20 protein-coding genes are annotated in these 24,955 nt (G+C 26.6%); 18 read left to right on the top strand and 2 right to left on the bottom strand.

Annotated features, from left to right (window positions below; translation table 11 throughout):
* Positions 1–12 precede the first annotated feature (12 nt).
* From I2E83_RS04070 to I2E83_RS04050, 5 genes are all read left to right on the top strand, one after another.
* Entirely contained in the window at positions 13–1,341 is a 1,329-nt protein-coding gene (locus I2E83_RS04070; RefSeq protein WP_195262492.1) for an MATE family efflux transporter, read from the top strand.
* Positions 1,325–3,634 (top strand): bifunctional glutamate--cysteine ligase GshA/glutathione synthetase GshB, encoded by a 2,310-nt coding sequence (gshAB, locus tag I2E83_RS04065; protein ID WP_195428678.1) that lies wholly within the window; start codon positions 1,325–1,327, stop codon positions 3,632–3,634. The genes I2E83_RS04070 and gshAB overlap by 17 nt, the downstream gene beginning before the upstream one ends.
* A 244-nt stretch (positions 3,635–3,878) precedes the next feature.
* Entirely contained in the window at positions 3,879–4,589 is a 711-nt protein-coding gene (locus I2E83_RS04060; RefSeq protein WP_195428676.1) for a GntR family transcriptional regulator, read from the top strand.
* Positions 4,590–4,795: 206 nt separating this feature from the next.
* Entirely contained in the window at positions 4,796–6,154 is a 1,359-nt protein-coding gene (gene celB, locus I2E83_RS04055) for a PTS cellobiose transporter subunit IIC (protein WP_195262489.1), read from the top strand.
* A gap of 59 nt (positions 6,155–6,213) precedes the next feature.
* A complete protein-coding gene (locus I2E83_RS04050) occupies positions 6,214–6,528 on the top strand; it encodes a PTS sugar transporter subunit IIB (RefSeq protein WP_195262488.1) in 315 nt (104 codons plus the stop codon).
* Positions 6,529–6,667: 139 nt separating this feature from the next.
* Here the strand turns inward: I2E83_RS04050 and I2E83_RS04045 are convergent, their stop codons facing one another.
* Positions 6,668–6,994 carry a PTS lactose/cellobiose transporter subunit IIA gene (locus I2E83_RS04045; RefSeq protein ID WP_243241901.1) on the bottom strand — a complete coding sequence of 109 codons (327 nt, stop codon included), beginning with the start codon at positions 6,992–6,994 and terminating at the stop codon, positions 6,668–6,670.
* A 203-nt stretch (positions 6,995–7,197) separates the two neighbouring features.
* On the opposite strand from I2E83_RS04045, the gene I2E83_RS04040 reads away from it, so the two are divergent.
* From I2E83_RS04040 to yidA, 8 genes are all read left to right on the top strand, one after another.
* Positions 7,198–8,595 carry a glycoside hydrolase family 1 protein gene (locus I2E83_RS04040; RefSeq protein ID WP_195428675.1) on the top strand — a complete coding sequence of 466 codons (1,398 nt, stop codon included), beginning with the start codon at positions 7,198–7,200 and terminating at the stop codon, positions 8,593–8,595.
* Between the two features lie 328 nt (positions 8,596–8,923).
* Positions 8,924–9,961 carry a M42 family metallopeptidase gene (locus tag I2E83_RS04035; protein WP_195262778.1) on the top strand — a complete coding sequence of 346 codons (1,038 nt, stop codon included), beginning with the start codon at positions 8,924–8,926 and terminating at the stop codon, positions 9,959–9,961.
* Positions 9,962–10,070: 109 nt separating this feature from the next.
* Positions 10,071–10,571, top strand: coding sequence for a DedA family protein (locus tag I2E83_RS04030; protein WP_195262486.1), 501 nt, complete (start codon positions 10,071–10,073; stop codon positions 10,569–10,571).
* Positions 10,572–10,658: 87 nt separating this feature from the next.
* Positions 10,659–12,320: a multicopper oxidase gene (locus I2E83_RS04025; RefSeq protein ID WP_243249548.1), complete on the top strand. Its 1,662-nt coding sequence runs from the start codon at positions 10,659–10,661 to the stop codon at positions 12,318–12,320.
* 184 nt (positions 12,321–12,504) lie between these two features.
* On the top strand, positions 12,505–13,950 hold the full coding sequence (locus I2E83_RS04020) for a DEAD/DEAH box helicase (RefSeq protein ID WP_195428673.1): 1,446 nt from the start codon (positions 12,505–12,507) through the stop codon (positions 13,948–13,950).
* 249 nt (positions 13,951–14,199) lie between these two features.
* Positions 14,200–16,251 (top strand): bifunctional diguanylate cyclase/phosphodiesterase, encoded by a 2,052-nt coding sequence (locus I2E83_RS04015; RefSeq protein ID WP_195428671.1) that lies wholly within the window; start codon positions 14,200–14,202, stop codon positions 16,249–16,251.
* A gap of 68 nt (positions 16,252–16,319) precedes the next feature.
* Positions 16,320–16,589, top strand: coding sequence for an ATP cone domain-containing protein (locus tag I2E83_RS04010; protein WP_195428669.1), 270 nt, complete (start codon positions 16,320–16,322; stop codon positions 16,587–16,589).
* 100 nt (positions 16,590–16,689) lie between these two features.
* Positions 16,690–17,502, top strand: a complete 813-nt coding sequence (yidA, locus tag I2E83_RS04005) for a sugar-phosphatase (protein WP_195428666.1) — start codon at positions 16,690–16,692, stop codon at positions 17,500–17,502.
* A 386-nt stretch (positions 17,503–17,888) separates the two neighbouring features.
* Here the strand turns inward: yidA and I2E83_RS04000 are convergent, their stop codons facing one another.
* The gene (locus I2E83_RS04000; protein WP_195428664.1) at positions 17,889–18,920 is read right to left on the bottom strand and encodes an IS1 family transposase; all 1,032 of its coding nucleotides are present in this window, start codon (positions 18,918–18,920) and stop codon (positions 17,889–17,891) included.
* Positions 18,921–19,317: 397 nt separating this feature from the next.
* On the opposite strand from I2E83_RS04000, the gene asnB reads away from it, so the two are divergent.
* The 5 genes from asnB to I2E83_RS03975 all read left to right on the top strand — a co-directional run bounded on the left by asnB (position 19,318) and on the right by I2E83_RS03975 (position 24,945).
* On the top strand, positions 19,318–21,156 hold the full coding sequence (gene asnB / locus I2E83_RS03995; RefSeq protein WP_195428662.1) for an asparagine synthase (glutamine-hydrolyzing): 1,839 nt from the start codon (positions 19,318–19,320) through the stop codon (positions 21,154–21,156).
* Positions 21,157–21,326: 170 nt separating this feature from the next.
* Positions 21,327–22,124 (top strand): DUF4037 domain-containing protein, encoded by a 798-nt coding sequence (locus I2E83_RS03990; RefSeq protein ID WP_195428660.1) that lies wholly within the window; start codon positions 21,327–21,329, stop codon positions 22,122–22,124.
* Positions 22,125–22,346: 222 nt separating this feature from the next.
* A complete protein-coding gene (locus I2E83_RS03985; protein WP_195428658.1) occupies positions 22,347–23,201 on the top strand; it encodes a CorA family divalent cation transporter in 855 nt (284 codons plus the stop codon).
* 191 nt (positions 23,202–23,392) lie between these two features.
* Positions 23,393–24,211 carry an MBL fold metallo-hydrolase gene (locus tag I2E83_RS03980; RefSeq protein ID WP_195428656.1) on the top strand — a complete coding sequence of 273 codons (819 nt, stop codon included), beginning with the start codon at positions 23,393–23,395 and terminating at the stop codon, positions 24,209–24,211.
* Positions 24,212–24,240: 29 nt separating this feature from the next.
* On the top strand, positions 24,241–24,945 hold the full coding sequence (locus I2E83_RS03975) for a polyphosphate polymerase domain-containing protein (RefSeq protein ID WP_195428654.1): 705 nt from the start codon (positions 24,241–24,243) through the stop codon (positions 24,943–24,945).
* Positions 24,946–24,955: the final 10 nt, after the last annotated feature.

Raw genomic sequence — 24,955 nt, 5'->3', positions numbered from 1 at the left:
ATGGAGAAAAATATGAAAAAAGTTGATTTAACTAAGGGTAATGTGTTAAAGGTATTAATTACTTTAGCAATACCTATAATAGGAAGTTCTCTATTACAATTTACTTATAACTTAATAGATATGTTATGGGTAGGGGGACTTGGTAGTGATGCAGTAGCAAGTATAGGATCCTCTAGCTTTTTTATTGGACTTGGATATTCAATTAATGCTTTTGTTGTAATAGGGACAGGAATAAAAGTTGCACATTCTATAGGAAAAAAAGATAATAAAGCAGTAGAAGAGTATATATCTAATGGAGTAATATTAAATGGAATTGTTAGTTTAATATATTGTTTAGTATTGATCTTTTTTGGAAAGAACTTTATACAGTTTTTAAATTTAGGTAATACTATAGTTGAGAAAGAAGCGTATATTTATTTAGCTATAAGTTCGCCAATGCTTTTCTTTTCCTTCTTTAATACTTTATTTATCAGAATTTTTAATAGTTTTGGTGTTAACAAAAGTGCTCTTAATATAAGTGCAATTGGAGTAGTTATAAATATGATCCTAGATCCTTTATTTATATACGGAGCAAAGTTAGGTGTTACAGGTGCTGCACTTGGAACTTTAATAGCAAATGGTATAATGTTTTTATTATTTATAGTGAAGGCAAGGAGTTTATTTAGTATTAATTTAAAAAATGGATTAGATTATAGTAAGATTAAAGAAATAACTGTTTTAGGACTTCCTATGTCTTTTCAAAGAGTATTATTTACTTTAGTAAATATAATTTTAGCTAGAATAATAGGGGGATTTGGTTCAGATGCAATAGCAGCTCAAAAAATAGGTCTACAAATAGAATCTATAGTTTATATGGTTGTAGGTGGATTAAATGGAGCTATTGCTGGTTTTGTTGGCCAAAATTATGGAGCTAAAAGGTATGATAGAATAAATGAAGGTTATAATACAGCAGTAGGAATAGGAATTATTTATGCTTTATTTGTAAGTGTAATATTTATATTTGTTCCGGAAGTATTAGTAAAGATATTTATTAGAGAAAATAATACTATTGTAATTGCAAGTGATTATTTAAGAATAATAGGATTTTCACAAATATTTGCAAGCATAGAAATGATATCTAACGGTGTATTTACAGGGCTTGGAGTGCCTAAAATACCAGCGCTTATAAGTATAATTTTTACTATACTTAGAATTCCACTAGCATTAGTTCTTACAAGATATATAGGAGTAAGTGGAATCTGGTGGGGAATATCGATATCAAGTATTTTAAAAGGGACTACAGCTTATTCGATTTATAAATTTAAGATATGGAAGGAGTATCAAGATGTTAGATGTGATTAAATCACTTGAATATAAAAATAAATTATTAAGAGGAAATTTTGGAATTGAGCGTGAAACATTAAGAGTAAATGAAAATGGTGAGTTAGCTTTAACTAAACATCCAGAAGTGTTTGAATGTAAGATAAGCCATCCGTATATAACTACTGATTTTTCTGAAAGTCAAATTGAACTTATAACACCAACTTTAAATACTTTAGAAGAGGTTCATAGTTTTTTAAATTCTCTTTATGATATTACAGCATTAGAGCTTAAGGATGAATATCTTTGGCCACAATCTATGCCATGTGATATTCCAGAGGATGATTTAATTCCTGTTGCAGATTATGGTAAGTGTGATACTGGCAAGGGAGCAAGTGATTATAGAAAAAAACTTTTGAAAAAGTATGGTGGGAAAAAACAATTAATATCTGGAATACATTATAATTTTTCTTTTAATGAAGAATTAATAAAAGATTTATATAGAGTTCTTGGAAAAGAAGAAAGTTACAGAGACTTTAGAGATAATATATATTTAAAAGTAGTTAGAAATTATTTAAGATACAGATGGTTACTTATATATCTTTTAGGTGGAACTACTATTATGCATAAGACTTTTGGTGATAAATGTGTAGTAGATTTAAATAAGATATCAAATGATAGTTTTACTAATGATGGAGCCATATCTTATAGAAATAGTGAATGCGGATATAAGAATCCTATAGATTTACATCCAGAATATACTTCGGTTAAGGATTACGTTTCAAGCGTATATAGATTTATAGATGATAAACTTATAGATAGTCATAAAGAGTTATATACACAAATAAGGCTAAAAGCAATAGATAACACTAGATTTTTAGATTCATTATTAGATGATGGAATAAATTATCTTGAAATAAGAAGCATAGATATAAATCCATTTAATAAAGCTGGTATATCACTAGATGATTTAAACTTTATAAATATATTTACTATATACTTACTTATTAAAGAAGAAAGTGATTATAAGAATTGGCAAGAAGAAGCTCAAAATAATCAAAATATAATTTCTATGTATGGACAAATGGATGTAACTTTATATAAAGATGGAAAAACTATATCTAAAAATGATTGGGCTATGCAAATATTAAATGAAATTAAAGATATGAATGATGAGCTATGTTTAGGAAAAGAAGAAATAATAAATAATATGATGGAAAAGATATTAAATCCTAAATTAACTTATGCTTATAGAATTTCTGAAATGGTAAAAGAAGAAGGATTTATAGAAAGTCATTTAAAACTAGCTAAAACATATCGTGAAGATGCTTATAAAAATAGATTTAAGTTAGAAGGATTTGAAGATTTAGAGCTTTCAACTCAAATATTAATGAAGGAAGCTATGAAAAGAGGAATTAAAGTTGATGTAATAGATAGAAGTGAAAACTTTATTTCATTAAAGAAAGGCGACCATATTGAATATGTAAAGCAAGCAACTAAAACTTCTAAAGACAGCTATATAACAGTTTTAATGATGGAAAATAAAGTTGTTACAAAGGAAATTTTAAATAAAAATAATATAAAAGTTCCGAGTGGGTTTGAGTTCTTTTCCTTAGAAAAGGCTTTTGAAAATATTAATAAATTTATTGATAAACCTATAGTAGTAAAGCCAAAGTCAACTAACTTTGGAATTGGTATATCAATATTTAAAGATGGAGCTAAGGAAGATGATCTTAAAGAGGCTTTTGAAATTGCTTTTGCAAATGACAATACAGTTTTAGTAGAAGAGTTTATTAAAGGAAAAGAGTATAGATTTTTAGTAATAGGAGATAAAGTGCCTGGAATTCTTCATAGAGTGCCAGCAAATGTTATTGGAAATGGCATTAGTACAATTAAAGAACTTGTTGAAGAAAAAAATAAAAGTTCCTTAAGAGGAAAGGGCTATAAAACTCCGTTAGAAAAAATAAATTTAGATGATCATGCTAAGTTATTTTTAAAACAAGAAGGTAAGGACTTTGATTATATTCCTAATGAATATGAAATTGTCTATCTAAGAGAAAACTCTAATATTAGTACAGGTGGAGATAGTATAGATTATACAGATTTAATACCTAAAAAGTTTAAAGATATAGCTGTAGAATCAGCAAAGTCAGTTGGTGCTAATATCTGTGGTGTTGATATGATGATAGAAGATTATAATGATGAAAATTCAAGTTATGCAATAATTGAACTTAACTTTAATCCTGCTATTCATATACATTCATATCCTTATAAAGGAGAAGAAAGAGAAATTGCAAAGGAAATACTAGATATTCTTGAATTATTAAATAAATAGATATTAATAAAAGGAACTTTTCTTAACTTAATTGTTATAGAGAAGTTCTTTTATTTATTTTATTATAAGGTATGAAGGTATAAAATATTTTTAATATCACTAGGTTCTATATTATTATTAAGCCTTTATTAAAATTTTATATAAATTTATAAAATAGAAATCTATGTTTATAATAAATTAATTAATATTTTATTATGTAAATGTTATAATATTATTAAAATATTATATGAGGTGAAATATTAACATGCTAAAGTATGAGCAAATAGCATTAGATTTACAAGATAAGATATTAAGTGGTAAGTATAAAGAAAATGAACAATTGCCTTTAGAAAAAGAAATGTGTGAATATTATAATGTAAGTAGAATAACTGTAAAGAAGGCTGTAGATAAACTTGTTATGAGTGGATTGGTTATTAAAAGAAGAGGTGCAGGAACATTTGTAAAAAGTGTTGATAATGAAAATGTAAACGAAATAAGTAAATCAAGGCAATTTGCAGGATTTACTAATACATCTTTATGTAAAAAAGTTACTTCTAAAGTACTTGAGTTTAAAGTTGTAAATCCATCAGAAGAAATAGCAAAAAAGTTAAAAGTAAATCAATCTGATTTCGTATACTACATTTGTCGTGTAAGATATGCAGATAATGAACCTTATGTTATTGAATATACATATATGCCAATAGATATAATAATTGGACTTAAAATGGGAATTTTAGAAAAGTCGATATATGAATACATAGAAAAAGAACTTAAGTTAAAAATAAAGAGTGCCCATAGAACTATAAGGGCTTTATTGCCAACAGAACTTGAACAAAAATATTTAGAAGCAAGTAAATATACACCATTATTAGAAGTTGAACAAATTGCATTTCTAGATAACGGACAACCTTTTGAATATTCAAAATCACGTCATAGAAATGATAAATTTGAATTTAAAAGTATAAGCGTTAGATAGAAAGTAAATAAAATAGTTGAATTTAAAGTGTAATCGTAGTTTGCAGATTGCACTTTTTTTGATTTTAAAACTTATCAAGAAAAAAAGTATAAAAATATTTTTGTAAAAGGATATACTTTTACTTTACAAAAGATATATCTTTATGTATAATAAGTATTGTAATAGATTTCATAAAGTAATTATAAATTTTAGGGAGATGAGATTGTATGTCAAAATTTAATGAATTTATTGAGAAGTACATGTTACCTTTTGCAGGCAAACTTAGTACAAGCCGTATCTTGACAGTTTTACGTGATGCATTTATGCTAAGTTTTCCTCTAACAATAGTAGGGTCATTTGCAGTTGTTTTAGTAAATTTACCTTACTTAGATAAATTAATTGGTGAAGAGGGAAAAACTGCACTAGGTAATATACTAAATATATTACCATCAGCAACTATGAGTATAGCTACATTATTTGTAGTATTAGGTATAGGGTATTATTTGGCTAAGAGTTATGATGTTGATGCCATATTCCCAGCAGCTATATCTGTAGCAGCATTCCTTGTATTGACACCACTTATGGTTACAACTGAAGCTGGCGAAATAGTAAACGATGTAATTCCAATAGCAAGATTAGGAGCTAAGGGAATGTTTGTTGGAATACTAACAGCCTTTCTTGCAACAAGAGTTTATGTTTGGATACTTAATAAAAATTGGACAATAAAGATGCCAGATGGTGTTCCACCAACAGTAGCAAAATCATTTGCAGCTTTAATACCTTCATTTATTGTATTAGGATTATTTTTAGTAATAAGAATGATATTTACAGCTACACCATGGGGAAATATTCATGACTTTATATATGAAATAATACAAATGCCATTAATGTCATTAGGTAGTGGATTATTTGCAACTATAATTGCTATATTTGCAATACAAATTTTATGGTTCTTTGGATTACATGGACAAATTATAGTTAATTCAGTTTTAGATCCAATTTGGAATACTTTATCATTACAAAATTATGAGGCTTTTATAGCTCATAAAGATGTACCTAATATAATAACTAAGCAATTTATGGAAACTTATACAGTTGGTATAGGTGGTACTGGTATGACTTTAGCTGTTATAATTGGAATATTTATAATAGCTAGAAGTAAACAATTAAGACAGGTTGCTAAAATAGCAGCACCAGCAGGTATATTTAATGTTAACGAACCAGTTATATTTGGATTACCAATAGTTATGAATCCAGCAATACTTATTCCTTGGATATTGGCACCAATGGCAGCAGTAGTTATAGCATATTTAGCAATGAGAATAGGATTAGTTCCTATGACTACAGGGGTATCTGTTCCTTGGACAGTTCCAATATTCTTTAGTGGTATGTTAGCTACAAACTCAATTCGTGGTGGTATTTTACAATTAGTTGAATTAGCAGTAGTATTATTAATATGGGTACCATTTATAAGAGTTTTAGATATACAAGCACTTAAAGCAGAAAAAGAAGCTAAAAATTCAGAAAATAAAAAATCTAATCGTTTTAAGAAAAAAGCAGAAACAGTAGAAGCAGCAGAAAATTAGTAGAAAATAAAATAGAATTAAATTGATATAGTAATTAAAGTATAATTGGAGGGATATATATGGAAAATATATTATTAGTTTGTTCAGCAGGAATGTCAACAAGTTTATTAGTTACAAAGATGAAAAAAGCAGCAGAGGAAAATGATGTACAATGCAATATATGGGCAGTATCACAAAGTGAAGCTGAATCTAATTGGGAAAAAGCTGATGTTATTTTATTAGGACCTCAAGTACGCTTTATAGAATCAAAAATTAAAACAATGGTTAAAGGTAAAATACCAGTAGCAGTAATTGATGTTGTTACTTATGGTAGAGTTGATGGATTGGCTGTATTAGAACAAGCATATGATGTTATAGATGCCTTTCAAAAATAAATATTTGAGATAATTAAAAAACAATTAGCAAATATAGATTAATTTCTTAATTGCTAATTGTTTTTTTATAAATTTTTATAAAAAAATAAGGTATAATAAATCTATTAAATATTTTTTATTATACCTTATTTACTATATATTATTTTGAATATTTTTTATGAGTTAAAATCAATTCTTCAACAACTAATTTTAATGTTTCTGTAGTCATCAATTGATCTTCGGCATGCATTAAAATTAATGAAAATTGTAGGTTTTCACCATCAGCTTCTTTTTGTATTAATCCAAAATGGCTATGGTGACCGTTAGTTAAGAACTTAGATGCTTCTTTAACTTTTTCATCTGCTGCATCGAAATTTTCTTCTCTAGCTAGCATTAAAGCTTCCATTAATAAAGATCTTGCCTCACCTACATTACTAATTAATTCAAATGCTATTGCTTCCATATTAGTTTCATTATTAAGTTCCATGAAAAATCCCCTCCATTAATAAGTATATACTTATTATACAGAAAGGTATTATATATTTCAATATTAATCGAGCAATAAAAGATATAATTGTTTATATTAAAAGTATAGACAAATAATTTAATAATATATATAATGGTGTTGTGAAATAATTTAGATTTGAAGAGATAATATAGGCGATTAAGATATTTATAGGAGGAATAATCATGACAATAAAATATAATTTTCCTGAAAACTTCTGGTGGGGATCTGCAACATCAGGGCCACAATCTGAAGGGGATTTCAATAAACCTCACAAGAGTGTATTCGATTACTGGTATGAAGTTGAACCAGAAGCTTTCTTTGATAAAGTAGGGCCATCAGTAACATCAAATTTTTATAATAGTTATAAAGAAGATTTAGCTATGCTTAAAGAAATCGGCTTAAATAGTTTTAGAACTTCTATTCAATGGACTAGACTTATAAAAGATTTAGAAACTGGTGAACCTGATGAAGATGCAGTAAGATTTTATAATGATGTAATTGATGAAACTATAAAGAATGGGATGATTCCAGTAATGAATCTTCATCACTTTGATATACCTGTAGAGTTATACAATAAATATGGTGGTTGGGAATCAAAGCATGTAGTTGATTTATTTGTTAAATTTGCAGAAACAGCATTTAAGTTATTTTCAGATAGAGTAAAACATTGGACAACCTTTAATGAACCAATAGTTGTAGTTGAAGGGGAATATTTATATCAGTTCCATTATCCTAAATTAGTAGATGGAAAAAAAGCAATGCAAGTTTTATATAATCTAAACTTAGCTTCTGCTAAAGCAATTAAAAAATATAGAGAACTAGGATGCGATAAAGATGGAGGGAAAATTGGAATCATACTAAATTTAACTCCTGCATATCCAAGAAGTAATAGTGAAGAGGATTTAAGAGCGGCTAAAATTGCAGATAGCGTATTTAACAATTCATTTTTAGATCCTGCCGTGAAAGGAGAATTCCCAGAAATTTTAGTTAATATATTAACTAAAGATAATGTATTATGGGAGTCCACTAAAGAAGAATTAAAAATAATAAAAGAAAATACAATAGATTTTCTAGGTGTAAATTACTATCAACCAAGGAGAGTAATGGCTAAAGAGTCAGAGTTCGATGAAAGTAATGGATGGATGCCAGATAAATATTTTGATAACTATGATATGCCAAATAAGAGAATGAATCCATATAGGGGATGGGAAATATATCCTAAGGCTATGTATGATATAGCAATGAATATAAGAGATAACTATAATAATATTCCATGGTATATATCTGAAAATGGTATGGGTGTTGAAGGAGAAGAAATATATATAAATGAAAATGGAATTGTTGAAGATTACTATAGAATAGATTTCTTTAAGGAACATTTAGAATATCTTCATAAGGGGATAGAAGAAGGTTCAAATTGTTTTGGATTCCATTCATGGACACCTATAGATTGTTGGTCTTGGAGTAATGCATATAAGAATAGATATGGATATATTGCTTTAGACTTAAAGACATTAAAAAAATCAATAAAGAAGTCAGGAAGATGGATTAAGGAAGTATCTGAAAATAATGGCTTTTAATTTATAAGAGGAATACCGTTTAGGTATTCCTTTTCTAATTCTAATATATTCAGAATTAAATTTATAAAGATAAATTAGTTTTAAGCTATAAATTTATTTACAATAAGAGTTTTATAAGTTAATTACTCTTTATAGATAAATTAAAGAATAATATTAAATAGATTTGTGATAATATCAGAAATAGAAAGTATGTATAATTATTATATAAATATGGAAATACCATAAGAAAATATAGTAAAATAAATTGATAAAGAATATAGTTTACTTTGTATCGTTAAGATTTAAATGATAGATTTTAGCGCTATAAAAAGTGAGGAGTGTGATAATGATGCAATATAGTATTAATAAGGAATACGTATTAAGTACTGCTAAAAGAATATTGGAGTTTGATAGTCCAACAGGATTTTGTTTCGATATAATTAAGATTATTGAAGAAATTTCTAATAGCTTTGGATATAAGTTTGAAACAACAAATAAGGGATGTGGAATAATAACAATTCCAGGAAAAAGTAATGATAAGGTTATAGGACTTGCAGCTCATGTAGATACATTAGGGGCAATGGTTAGATCTATTACTAATAATGGAACACTAAAGTTCACTTTACTTGGAGGTCCAATTCCACCAACTTTAGATAGTGAATATTGTAAGATAAGAACTAGGGATGGAAGAATATATACAGGAACATTTTTAAGTACAAGCCCAGCAGCTCATGTTTATCCAGATAGTAAGGAAAAAAAGCGTGATCCAGAAAATATGGAAGTAAGAATTGATGAAAAAGTACTTTCAAAGAAAGATGTTGAAGATATTGGAATATGTCCTGGAGATTTTATTTTTATAGATCCTAAGACAACAATAACTGAAAGTGGTTTTATAAAATCAAGATTTATAGATGATAAGGGTAGTGTAGCTGCATTGATGGGATTATTAGAAATCTTTAATAGAGAAAAAATAACTCCTAAGTACACAACAAAGTTATTTATTTCTATATATGAGGAAGTTGGACATGGAGCTTCATATATTCCAAATGATATAACTGAAATGATAGCAGTAGATATGGGGTGTATTGGAGATGATTTAAGTTGTACAGAGTATGATGTATCAATTTGTGCTAAGGACTCTGGTGGACCTTATGATTATAATATGGTTACATCTCTTATAGAATTAGCTAAAGCAAATAATATAAAGTATGCAGTAGATATTTATCCAATGTATGGATCTGATGTAGGAGCTGCATTAAGAGGTGGAAATGATATAAGAGGGGCACTTATAGGACCTGGAGTTCATGCATCACATGGAATGGAAAGAACACACTATGAAGGGTTAGAAAATACAATAAAGTTACTGTTAGCATATCTAATGAACTAAATGAAATAAAAGTATAATTAAGTAAAAATTAAGAAAAACAATATTTAATTTTAAGAAAGATGGGGTAAAATAAAAGTCATCAACATATATAGCTTGGAGTGGAGATGAAATGGACAATATTCAAATAGTAATAGAATATTTTGCAAGATATGGCTTAATATTTTTATTTATAATTATATTTTTAGAATACTTAAACTTTCCTGGATTAGGAGCTGCTATAATAATGCCAGCTATAGGAATTGCTGTGGCAAAGTCAGGAATTAACTTTTTTGTAGCATTAGGAATATCTGTTTTAGCAGGGGCATTAGCAAGTTATGTTTTATTCGGAATATCTTATTGGTTTGGTAAGCCAATATTAACTAAGGTATACAATAAGTTTCCTAAGTCGCGTAAATCTATTGATAAGGTATGCTTATACATAGAAAATTATGGGGATAAGGGAGTTTTAATAACTAGATTAATTCCAGTAGGAAGAACTTTAATACCTTTTGTTGCTGGAATGTTCAGAATGAATGTAATAAGGTTTTCTATTTATTCAACTATTGGTATAGCAATATGGAATGCAGTATTTATATATGTAGGATATGCATTTGGAAGTTGGTTTATTTAAAAAAACAAAAAAAAGGTAACTGTAAAAAGAACATTTAACATAAGGGTGAATATATTATATTATAACTTAGCTTAAGGAGTGAAGAGTATGGTTTCAAGTGAACTAGATATAAATACTTCGAAAAATGAGCTAGAAGAAAATTCAAAAGATAAAGTAGAAGTAAAAAGTTGTAATGATAATATATGTTTTATAGTTAATCCATCTGATCCGTTTACAATTCCAAAATTTATAGATAAATTGCCAATTATGGAAGTGGCAAAACCTATATATGATGATAACAATGATTCTAAAGATAATGAAAAAAGATATCATATTAGTATGGAAGAAGCAGAGCATTATTTTTCATCATATTTTCCACCAACCAAGATTTGGGGATATAATGGATTATATCCTGGTCCAACAATAGAAGCATTTAAAAATATTCCCACTTATGTATTATGGGATAACAAATTGCCTGATAAACATTTTTTACCTTATGATAAAACCTTGCATGGAACTGTAGATGATCCAGAATCAAAAACAGTAGTTCATTTGCATGGAGCAAAGGTAGAAAGTAGTAGTGATGGACATCCAGAAGCTTGGTTCACTAATGGATTTAAAATTACAGGACCGGAGTTTATTAGAAAAACTTATAAATATACAAATTATCAATCAGGTACTACACTATGGTACCATGATCATGCTATGGGTCAAACAAGATTAAATGTATATGCAGGTCTTGCAGGTATGTATATTCTTAGAGATTTATTAGAGGAAAGATTAAATTTGCCTAAGGGTAAATATGAAATTCCTCTTTTAGTACAAGATAAATCATTTACTGAAGAAGGAGAATTATTTTATCCGGCAGACCCACCATTTCCAGTTAGTGTATCTCCATCAATAGTACCTGGATTCTTTGGGGATACAATATTAGTTAATGGTAAAGTATGGCCGTATTTAGATGTTGAGCCTCGTAAGTATAGATTTAGAATAGTAAATGCTTCAAATAGACGTCAATATATTATGAGACTTTCTAATGATGAAGAATTTATTCAAATAGGTACTGATGGAGGATTATTAGAAGAACCTGTCAACCTAACATCATTTAAGTTAATGCCATCTGAAAGAATTGATATAATAATAGATTTTTCACAACATGTTGGAGAAAGAATTATATTAATGAATGATGATGCTGATTCAGATATATCAGGTACTAATATGATTATGAGATTTAATGTTGTAGAGCCATTACAAGGCGAGGATACAAGTGTTGTTCCTAGTACCCTTAGAGCAGTGCATCCATTAAATAAGGATTTAGTAAGAAGAAAAAGAAAAGTATCTTTTGGAGCTATGACTGATAGTTATGGTAGACCAATGCTTATGATTGATAATATGACTTGGAGTGATCCTGTTACTGAGAAACCTGAACTAGATAGTATTGAAATATGGAATTTAATTAATCCAATGGCTTTGCCACATCCAATTCACATTCATTTAGTACAGTTTAAGATTCTTTGGAGAAGACCTTTTGATGTAGATGCTTATAATAATACAGGTGAAGTAATTTATACTGGACCAAAAGAAGAGCCTCATGATTATGAAAGAGGCTTTAAAGATACAGTTGATTCAGAGGCTGGAAAAGTAACTAGAATCATAATGCAATTTAAAGGCTATGCAGGCAATTATGTATGGCATTGTCATTTCCTAGAACATGAGGATCATGAAATGATGAGACCTTTAAAAGTTGTAGAATGCGATTGTGTAAAATAATATAATAATGTTATCTAAAATAATTAAGCAGTAGATAGGTATCTATCTACTGTTTTTTATAAAATATCTAACATTGTTAAAATTAGTGCTATAGGGTAAAATAAATAATGCTATTTAATAGTAGTAAATAGTTTTATTAGAAATTTAGTTTAAATAACAGAATTTTAAAAAGAGAGGTATTCTAATGAATATAGATAAATTTGAGGATATGAAGTTAAGTGAAGAAATTCTTAAAGCACTAAAGAATTTAGGATTTGAAAAACCATCTGAAGTTCAACAAGAGGTTATTCCATATATGTTAAATAAAAAGGATTTAGTTGTGAAATCTCAAACGGGGAGTGGAAAAACAGCTAGTTTTGGAATTCCAATATGTGAGCTAGTGAATGTAGAAGAAAATAAGGTAAAAGCTTTAATATTAGTTCCAACAAGAGAGCTTGCAATGCAAGTAAAAGAAGATATATCAAATATAGGAAGATTAAAGAAGGTTAGGTGTGCAGTTATATTTGGAAAGCAGCCTTTCAATGAGCAAGTAAGAGAACTTAAGCAAAGAGTACATATAGTATGTGGAACTCCTGGAAGGGTTATAGATCATATAGAAAGGGGAAACTTAAATACTCAGGATATAGACCTTGTAGTAATAGACGAAGCTGATAAAATGCTTAATATGGGATTTATAGATCAAATTACAGATGTATTAGATAAATTACCAAAATCAAAAAATGTAGCTTTATTTTCAGCGACAATTCCAAAGGAAATAGAGGGATTATATTTAAGTTATATGAATAATCCAACTGTACTTAGTATAAAGTCAAAGGTGTTTAATAGGGATAAAATATCTGAAAACTATATAACTGTAGATAGAGAAGAAAAGTTTAAATATCTATTAAAATCTCTTTATGCATTTACAGATGAATCAGCAATAATTTTCTGTAATACTAAGGATTCAGTTAGGAACTTAAGTTCTTTATTAAAAAAAGAAAAAATTAGTGTTAGAGAATTGCATGGAGATATGGAGCAAAAAGATAGACTAGCAACTATGGAAAGTTTTAAAAATAAGGAATTTAAAGTGCTTGTAGCAACTGATGTTGCAGCTAGAGGAATTCATATAGACCATATAACTAATGTATTTAATTATGAAGTTCCAATGGAAAAAGAAAGTTATGTACATAGAATAGGAAGAAGTGGAAGAGGAGAGAAAAAAGGACTTGCGATATCATTAGTGTCTAAAGGGGAAAAAAGATTTTTAACCGAAATTGAAGAATATATAGGTTACAATATAGAAGAGGTTAGTCTTCCAGTATACGAAGAAATAGTAGAAGGAAGAAAAAGATTCTTTGAAAGTCAGAAGAATGATTATAGTAATAAAACAAATGTTAAGAAGAATATTCATAACGAAGTTACTAAAATACATATAACAGCAGGGAAGAAGAAAAAAATAAGAAATATAGATATATTGGGGGCATTTAGTAATTTAAATGAGGTAACAGGTGATGATATAGGAATTATAGATGTGCAAGATGGTCATTCATTTGTTGATATTCTAAATGGAAAAGGAAATTTAATATTAAAAAAATATAAAGAAATAAAAATAAAAGGAAAAGTTGCTAAGTTAAGCAAAGCTAAAAATTAAAGACTATAATTCTTAGTAGACATATGTTAATAAGGTGATGACTCGTAAAAGTTATTTATGAGTAGTCACCTTATTACTTTTATTTTTAGATTAATTATATTTGTAATTTATTAAAAATCTAGAGTAACTTTAATCAAACAATTTATAATTAATATATTTAAATATAAATTTAAAAAACTTGAATGGTATATATGAAAAATTGTATAATTATAGTAAGAATAAAATGATAAATTTGGGATGGGGAACAAAATGAGGATTTCACAAAAAATAGCGATGTTGTTATTCTATTCCACTTTATTGATATCTATTATTATTAGTGCAATATTTATGTTTATAGTTTATAAATTAGAAGAGAGTTCACTAGAAGCAATTATAAATTATAGATTAACATTAATATTAATACTATTTCTGTTAATCTCAGTAAATATAGGAATTTATTTATTTGTTAATGAAAATATAATAAAAAGATTTAAGTTAATTGAAAAATCTATAAAAAAACTTATAATGTCAGCTGATAAAAATAATAATTTTAAAAATGATGAAATAAGTAAGTTGGATGATGAAATTAATATAGTATTAAATAAACTTGTGCATACAGAAATGTATTTGCAACAAGAGGAAAAAAATTATACAAATATATTAAATGCAATGTCTAATTCATTTTTTCATTTAAAAGCAATAGAAAATAACGAAGGGGAATATATAGATGGAATTATTATAGACGTTAATTTTGCTGGAGCAGAGTTATTGGGGCTTACACAAGAAGAAGTAATAAATAATAAATTGTCGGATATATATATAAATTTTTCAAGATATAGAAATCAGATATTAGAAATTTTAACAAGAATAAAAAATTCAAAATCAGAATGCATTGCACAGGAAATAAACATAATAGATGACAAGTGGGGAGTTGTATCGATATACTCACTTAATGAGGGGTACTTTTCAATAATAGTAAATGACGTTACAGAAATAAAAAAATATGCTGAGGATATGACTTACTTAGCTAATTATGATACTTTGACGAACTTATTAAATAGGCATAACTTGCTTGAATATTTAATAGAATTAATAAGTAGAGATGAAAAGTTTAGCATTTATTTTATCGACCTTGACGATTTTAAAAATATAAATGATACTTTAGGACATAATACAGGAGATGAGGTTCTAAGAGTTGTAGCAGATAGATTAACGGAATTATGTTCTGATGATATAACTGTTGGTAGATTGGGTGGAGATGAATTTATAGTAGTTAAAAGAGGCGAAAGTGATTTAGATAATATAAATGACATAGCGAAAGGTATATTAAAACTCTTAAAAAAAAGCATTCAATTTAGTAGATATAATTTTAGTTTAAAAGCAAGTATAGGAATAAGCTGTTATCCAGATCATGCTGAAGATGTATTTACTTTATTAAAGTATGCTGATATATCTATGTATGAGGCAAAACAAAGAGGCGGAAATACATATAAGATATTCTCAGAAGAAATGTTAGAAAATTTAAATCTAGAAAGTAGACTGAGTATGGCTATAGATAATGATGAAATTGAAGTATATTACCAACCAGTATATGATGTTAAATCTAAAAAGATAGTAGGTGCGGAAGCTTTAAGTAGATGGATTACTCCTACTGGAATAATTTCACCAATAAAGTTTATACCATTAGCTAAAAAAAATGGAGATATAATTAGAATAGATGAGTTTGTACTAAAGGAATCATGTAAATTTTGCAAAAAAATGAGAAATTTAACTGAAACTGATTTTAAAGTCTCAGTAAATATATCATATACTGCTTTAAAGCAAGTTAACTTTTTAGAGAGGATTATAAGTATAGTAAATGAATGTAATGTAAATCCTAATTTTATAAAGATAGAAATTACTGAAGATGAAATAATAGATAATATTGAGTTTACTGTAAGCATATTAAATCAGTTGAGAAAACTTGGCTTTAATATAGCTTTAGATGATTTTGGTGTAGGATATTCTTCTTTTAATTACGTAAAAACTTTACCATTAGATACTCTAAAAATAGATAGAAGTTTACTTATAAGTGTAGAAAATGACAAAAAAACATTCGCTATTATTAAAACTCTAATTAATTTAGCTCATACTTTAGATTTAGATGTGGTTTGTGAAGGTGCTGAAATAAAAAATCAAATTGAACTACTTACAAATATAGAGTGCGATAAAATACAAGGGTATTATATAAGTAAGCCTTTGAATTTAAATGATTTTAATAATTTTATATTAAATTTTAATAATACAGAATCTTGTTTTGAAGAAGTAGCAGTAACAAATTAAAGTTAAGTTTTAATAAATAAGTTTTGATAAAGTTAAAATTAATTTATATTATAGAAAGAAGGTTTTTTATGAATATAATAAAAAAAGATGGAAGACTTGAAAAATTTAATATAAGAAAAGTTAAAACTAGTATAGAAAATGCTGCAAGAGATTGTGGTGCAATGGTAAATGAGTCAGATTTAAATATATTAGTAGGTGATGTTGAAAAACTATTGTCAAAGATTAGAAAAGATTCTTTAATTACTTCTAGTTATGAGGTAATAGGTGTAATTTTTGAAGTATTAAAAAGAGATGGGTTTAATTCAATTTTAAGATCTTATGTTGAATTTGATAAATAAAATATAATGTAGAACAACTTAAGATGAATAGAATAAATTCATTTATAGTTATTGTTATGATATAATTTAATTAACTTTAATTATAAACGGAGGATTAAGAATGTATAAGTTAGTAGCCATGGATATGGATGGAACTTTACTTAGGGAAGATAAAAGTATATCTAATAGAACTAAGAGGGCTATCCAAGCAGCAAGAGATAAAGGTGTTACAGTAGTTTTAGCAACTGGAAGACCAATAGAAGGTGTTTCAAGATATTTAGAAGAATTAGATATGCTAACAGAAAATGATTATGTACTTAGCTATAATGGAGCCTTAGTACAAAAAACAAAAAGTAAAGAAGCAATAAATAAGGTAGCATTAAATGGTGCTGATTTACATTACTTAAAAAATTTAAGTGATGAATTAGGAGTTAATATTCATGCCTTTTGGGAAAAGAAAGGGTTAATTACTCCTAAAAATAGCAAATATACAGAAGTTGAAGCTCAAATTAATAATATAGAGATTCATGAAATGAATATAGATTCCATAGCTGATGATGAGGTTATGATAAAAATTATGATGATAGATGAGCCTGAAATACTAGGACCAGCTATAGAAAAATTACCAAAAGAAGTATATGAAAAATATACTGTTGTAAGAAGTACACCATATTTCTTAGAGTTCTTAAATAAAGATGCTAATAAAGGTGTTGGAGTTGAATTATTAGCAAAGCATCTAGGTATAAAGAGAGAAGAAATAATAACTTTAGGTGATGCAGGTAATGATATACATATGTTAGAATACGCAGGCCTTGGAGTAGCTATGGGAAATGCTTTTGATGAAATAAAAGAAATGGCTGATTATATTACAGACACAAATGAAAATGATGGGGTTGCTAAAGTAATAGAAAAGTTCATACTAGAAAATAATTAAAAAATCAGAAATAATTAAAAATGAAAAATTATCAAAAAATGAAAAAATATTAAATTAGAACGGGCTGAGTATTAGCGGATAAAAGATCCTTAATCAGTAGCCCGTTTTTAACTTTTATAATATATTAATAAAAACATTTAAGATATACTAATAAATAATTTTATAATTAAATAAAATTACATACTGATTAATCACTTAATTTAAGTATAGGCAAAAAACATGCTACAAATTATATTATATTTTATTATTAATATAAACTAACAACTTATAACAATACTATATATTCATTTCTAAATATATACAGATGTGTTTTAAAAAAATGTTGTTAATAAAAAGAGTTAGATTTTAATAGTAAAAATAGAACTGTATAATAATACAATACAAAATTAATAATTACCAATACAATTATATTGATATAATAATTTGAAATTTTGAAAGTCCTTCACTTTTAACAATATATTTTCACAATTTAATTTTTTAAATAATGAAATTTGATTAGCACAGTTAAGAGAAAAGTTGAATTTATAATCAAGTATATACCAACTTAAATAATTTTCTAAGTATTTAGTTGCAACCCCTCTAAATCTAATAAGCCATCTATAAATGTTAAAAGTAAATTTAGATACTGTTGGTAATCTATTATAATAGCTACTAGGATTTTCAGCATTAAAATTTTCAACTGTATTTTTAGTATAATTTTCTATTTCATTTTTAGATAGCTTAGAGTTGTGATTTTTGGCAAAAGCAATTAAGCATCTATCATTAAAAGCAGATAAAAATGCTGATTTATCTAAATTAGGATAAAAATTTTTAGATATTGATGCCAATGAAATAGAGTATCTACCTATTGCCTTAGATAGAATTGAATTATTATTATCAATAGCACAGACTACAAAAATCTTTTCTTTGCTTAAGTATTTAGCATCTCTATTTCCTTTAAAGTTTTCGTTTAGCATTATTTTGTTAACTTCAACATAATTTTTTAGGGTTTTGAAATTATTATTAGAAGCTGCTGCAACAAGAATTTTATGGCGCCAATAAAATGATGTAGCTAGGTTTATGCTCAAAATACTTGAACAATCTCGTAAAGAAAAGCCACTATTCATAAGAACTAAGTATTTCATCCATAATGTAATATCTTTTTTTGAATAGCTAAAAGGTGAATTAGTTTTTGTAGAAAATGTTTTAGAACAATTTTTGTTTTTACATTTATAGCGTTGAATACTTTTAAATTTACCATTTTTAATGAAATTAGTACTATTACAATGAGGACAAACTTTGATTTCTTTATCTTTAAATAAATCTATTAAATTAAGTTGATTTAAATGATCAGCTATTAATTTAAAATTTCTTTTAAAATTATTTTCTTTTATTAAATTATTATTAGACTCTAGCCTTTGTTTAATAATATACTCCATTTCACTCACCCTTAACTTAAAAGTATAAAAAGAATAATCATAGTTTAAGTGCATATAATATGTATTTTTATTCTAGACAAATATGGTAGAGTTTAATCAACAAACAGGTTATTATATTTAAAACAACACGTTTTTAAAACACATATTCATATGGTACAAAATATTAATTATAGGTAATTAGGATTAAAAGTTATATTTATTTTTAAATTAATTATGCACTCAGTTTAAAGAGTTAACTTTAAGTGATACAGTTTTTGATTTAAAGTATCATTTTTTATCATTTCATTTCTTATCATTTTATCATTCTTTCACTTTTTCACCGTATTTTTAACGAACTATTGTCAAAACATAATCATATAACTATATATAATAGACAAATAGAGAAAGAAGGATGATTATGTGTGGAATAACAGGATTTGTGAATTTTAAGGAAAACATCAAAAATAATATAAAGACCTTAAAAGAGATGACAGATACACTAATTAATAGAGGACCCAATGCCGAAGGTACTTATATATCCAATAATGTAATGTTTGGACATAGAAGACTTATTGTAGTTGATCCAGAAGGTGGAAGGCAACCAATGAAAAAGGTTGTTAATGGAAAAGAATATGTAGTGGTATATAATGGTGAATTATATAATACAGAAGATTTAAGAAAAGAATTAATAAATGACGGATATACTTTTGAAGGGTATTCAGATACTGAAGTATTACTTATTTCTTACATTAGATGGGGAATAGATTGTATTAAAAAATTTAATGGTATATTTGCATTTGCAATTTATGATGAAAGAGAAAAGAGAGTTTTACTTGCAAGGGATACTATGGGAGTTAAGCCGCTATTTTATACAATGAAAAATGGTACATTTATATTTGGATCAGAAATAAAAGCTTTATTTAAGCATCCATATGTGGAACCAGTAGTAGATAAAGATGGTTTAACAGAATTATTTGCACTTGGGCCAGCAGTAATACCTGGAACAACAGTATATAAAGATATTGAAGAAGTTAAACCAGCACAATATATAGTTGTTAATGAAGATGGAATTAAGAAAGATATGTACTGGGAATTAAAAGCTGAAGAATTTAATGAAAGCGAAGAAGAAGCAGTGGAACATGTTAGAGAATTACTTATCGATGCAATTAATAGGCAATTAGTTGGAGATGTTCCACTTTGTACCTTCTTATCAGGAGGATTAGATTCCTCAGCTATATCAGCAATAGCTGCAAAGGAATATATAAAGAAAAATAAGACACTTACAACTTATTCAATAGATTATGAAGATAACGAAAAGTTCTTTAAATCATCATTATTTCAACCAACATCTGACCAGCATTTTGCAGAATTAATGGCTGAATATATTGGTAGTAACCATAGGACTGTTGTATTAAATCATAGAGATTTAGCAAATGCATTAGATGATGCAGTACTTGGAAGAGATTTACCAGGAATGGCAGATGTAGATTCCTCTTTATATTTATTCTGTAAGGAAGTTAAAAAGGAATTTGTTATAGCATTATCTGGAGAATGTGCTGATGAGTTATTTGGAGGCTATCCATGGTTTACTAATGAAGAGATGATAAATGCTAATACTTTTCCTTGGTCTAGATTTATAGGTGAAAGAAAGGCGATTTTAAGTCCAGATTTAAAAAAATTAAAAATAGAAGAAGTTGCTCAAACTGCTTATAATGATACTTTAAAGGAAGTTCCTCATCTAAGCGGAGAAAGTAAGTTAGAGTATAGAATGAGAGAATTATTTTATTTGAATTTACGATGGTTTATGGTTAATTTATTAAATAGAAAAGATAGAATGAGTATGGCAAATAGTCTAGAGGTTAGAGTACCTTTTGCAGATTATAGAATAGTAGAATATGCATTTAATATTCCATCAAATATAAAATTATTAGATGGAAGAGAAAAAGGATTATTAAGAAAATCATTAGAAGGAATATTACCAGATTCAATAATATATAGAAAAAAGAGTCCATATCCAAAAACTCATAATCCTATATATACAGACATGGTTTGTAATACTATGACTAAAATATTAAATGATAAATCTTCACCTATTTTAGATATAATAGATACAACAAAGGTAAAAGAAATAGTCGATACAAAAGGGGCAGCATATAAAACACCATGGTATGGACAATTAATGACTGGCCCACAAATGATAGCATATTTAATACAAGTAAATAATTGGTTGAAATTTTATAATGTAAAATTAATATAGTTTTATGATTATCTCTATAAAATATATTTTAAAATAGAAACTTATATAATTTTTATAAGCATCTTGTAAATTCAAATTTGTGAGATGCTTATTATTTTTGTTACTTTCTCCAATTTATTAATAACTATATTAGTAGTACAATTTAATAAAGAATACAAGGGGGAGAGATAATGGATAAGAAATTAGAATTAATTTTGGAGGAAATAATAAGTGATTTCAAGGATATAAAAGAGGTAGCGGCTATAAGTTTTGCAGGTTCGTCTACATCCAAAAGAAATGATAATTTATCAGATATAGATATTGATGTATTTACTTACTCAGATATTCCAGTAGAGATAAGAGAAAATATAGTTAGTAAGTATGCAGATTATAAAGAGGTTGGAAATGACTATTGGGGACAAGGTGATGAATTTATACTAAGGGATACAAATACGCCAATAGATATAGCTTATTTTAGTATAGATTGGATAGAAGATGTAATAAACAATATATTAATAAAACAAAATGCATCTGTAGGATATAGCACATGTTTTTGGCACAATGTAAAAAATTCTAATATTATTTTTGATAGAGAAGGAAGATTAACTCAATTAAAGAAAATTACAAATTGTAAATATCCTACGAGACTTAAAAAAAATATTATAGAAAAGAATTATCCATTATTAAAAAGAAATATATCTTCTTATTATAATCAAATAAGTAAAGCAATAAATAGAGGAGATTTAAATAGTATTAATCATAGATTATCAGGATTCCTAGCAAGTTATTTCGATATAATATTTGCTATTAATGAAGTGCCTCATCCAGGAGAAAAGAGATTAGTAAATATAGTTAAAAATACATGCAGTAAAATTCCAAAGAATTTTGAAGTGGATATTAATAACGCGTTAAAGTCAGCTGGAAAGTTAGATAAAACTTTGTTATCAAACTTAGATTCACTTATAAGTAATTTAGATAACATTATATAAATAGTTATCTTCTCATACGTAATATTTTGCGAAGCAAAATAGTGAAAGAGGAAATGGTGAAGAGTAAAAAAGTTAATGTGAAAAGTCATCGGAAAATTTTTGATTAGAATATGTTTCATATAGTTATAAATCTAAGTTTTGCAGCGAAAAACATCCTAAATAATTGTATATTAATTTTATTGGAACTATAATATAAATAAAAACTTTAGGTGGGATGATAATATGGCAACAGCGATTTATATAAATGGAGATATAAAAGAAAATATAGATATTAATAAGAAATCACCTAATATAGCTGGATATTTATATAACTCTAATAATTCAAAAAAAGTAAGCAATAGGAGTTTTACAAATATTCATAAAGATATAATAATAAAGAATAAAGAAATGGTAATTTTAAAGATACCTGTTGTAATTGATGGGGAAAAGATTATAGTAGATGCATTTATTAATAAAAATGAATTTATAATAAATTATGAAACTGATATACTAATAGAATTTTTAAAGGAAAAAATATCATTACATGAAAAAATAGATAAGTATATGTTGTGCTTATTTTTATTTCAATACCTCGCATATGAGTATACAGAGGAATTATTGAATATAGAGGAAAAAGTAGATGATTTATTTCAAGAAGCAGTTTATAAGGGAAATGCAGATAATAAAGAAATCTTAGAAGTGAAGAAAAAAGTATCATTAATAAAGAGATTTACTTCGTACTATAAATCTATGATAACTTATTTAGATGATGAATTTGGTGAATTAGATCTTTATAATAAAGTTTTATTAGTTTTAGATAATACCTTAAGTTTAGTAGATAATATTGAAGCTTCAATATATTCTTGTATAGATATTTATAATTCAGAGTTATCAAATAAAATGAATAAAACTATGCAGCTATTAACAGTTATTACTGTTTCTACATTGCCCCTAACAATCGTATCAGGGATATTTGGAATGAATTTTAAAAATATGCCTTTGTTAAATAATGACTATGGTTTTCTTATATCGATTGGGATTACATTAGTAATTATATTATTAGAAATATTATATTTTAGAAAAAATAAATATATTTAAAAAATAAATATATTTAAAAAATAAATACTAAAGAGATATTTTCATACACATTATAAAAATATTTAGATACAATAAATTAGTTATCTAAATATTTTTTTTTGCATAAATTTATAATAATTATATAAAAATAGTAAAAATATGGAATATAATATGTTAAAATACAGTTAATAAAAGATGGAAGAGGAGGTAAGATGAAGGGCTTTAAATTTATATTTTTATTTATTATCCCTTTTTTTACTTTTACATCGTGTGATGTGGAAGTGGAAGAGCTTAAAGAAATAGATATATATTTTTTTAATGTAGGGAAGGCTGATAGTATTCTTATTAAAAGTAATGAAGTTACTATTCTAATCGATACAGCTAGAGATGAAAAAGGAGATTATATAGTAGAAAGAATAAAAGATTTAGGAGTTGAAAAATTAGATTATATGATAATAACTCACCTTGATAAGGACCATGTTGGTGGAGCAGATAAAATATTAGAAAAAGTAGAAGTTGGAAAGATTTTTACATCCTATGTAAATGAAGAAAAAAAGCAGTATAGAGAAATGGTGGAGGTAGCTAATAAAAAGAATATAGAAATAGCAAAGGTTGAAGTAGAAGAAAAAATATTTGATGGAGATTTAAAAGTAGAAGTTCTAGCTCCAAAGGACAATTATATTAATGAAAATGAGAATTCTATAGTACTAAATGTAAGATATGGGAAAAATAAATTTCTATTTACAGGTGATATAGAAGAGAACGCTACAGAGGAGTTATTAAGAAATTCAAAAATTAAAAATCATGATTTATTAAAAATTCCTCATCATGGAAGAAATAATGATTTTATGGTTGATTTTTTAGCTAAGGTGAAACCAGAATTTTCTATAATAACAACTGATAATGTAGAGCATACGCCTAGTAAAAAGCTTATGCAAGCATTAGAAAATATAAAAAGTAATGTACTAATTACAGGAGATGGAGAAATTCATGTTACTAGTAATGGCATTAAAATAAATATAGAACAATGAGGATATCTTAAAAAATAATGGGAGGAGCAATGGAGAAAGCTTTAAATGTAGAAAGAAAAGAATTAAAGTACTTGATAAATGAATTTAATAAGCAATATTTGTTGTCGGCATTAAAAGCTACACTAAGTGAGGATAATCACAATGGTGAAGTAGGGTATAGTGTAAGGAGTTTATATTTTGATAGTATGGATAATAAAGATTACTTTAGTAAAATGAATGGCGAAGAAAATAGAAAAAAGATAAGACTTAGAGTCTATGGAACAAATGATAAAAACGTAAAATTAGAGGTGAAAAGAAAATTTAATATAAATCAACGGAAGGATACTCTAATAATAGCAAGGAATGTAGCTGAAAGAATAATAGATGGGGATTTTTCAGTTTTATTAAATTATGATGAGCCCTTAGCAAATGAAATATATACGATAATGACAACTGGTAATTATAGACCAGTAGTTATGATTGAATATGAAAGGATAGCATTTTATCATGACTTTAGTGATATTAGAGTTACTTTAGACTTTAACATTAGAAAAAGTGAAGCAAATTTTGATTTGTTTAGTGATGATATTGTTATGGAACCAATATTTTTATATCCATATATAGTATTAGAAGTTAAGCATGGAACTTATATTCATAAATGGCTTACAGAAATTATATCAGAATGCGAAGCAGTTCAAAAATCAGTTAGCAAATATTGCTTATCAAGATCAATATTTGAAGGTTATTTTATTTAGAAAGGGAGAA

This window comes from Clostridium sp. D46t1_190503_E9, from assembly GCF_015555225.1.
GTDB lineage: Bacteria > Bacillota > Clostridia > Clostridiales > Clostridiaceae > Clostridium.
Note: the sequence above shows the minus strand (reverse complement) of the source record. Positions and strands in the feature narration are given on the sequence as shown.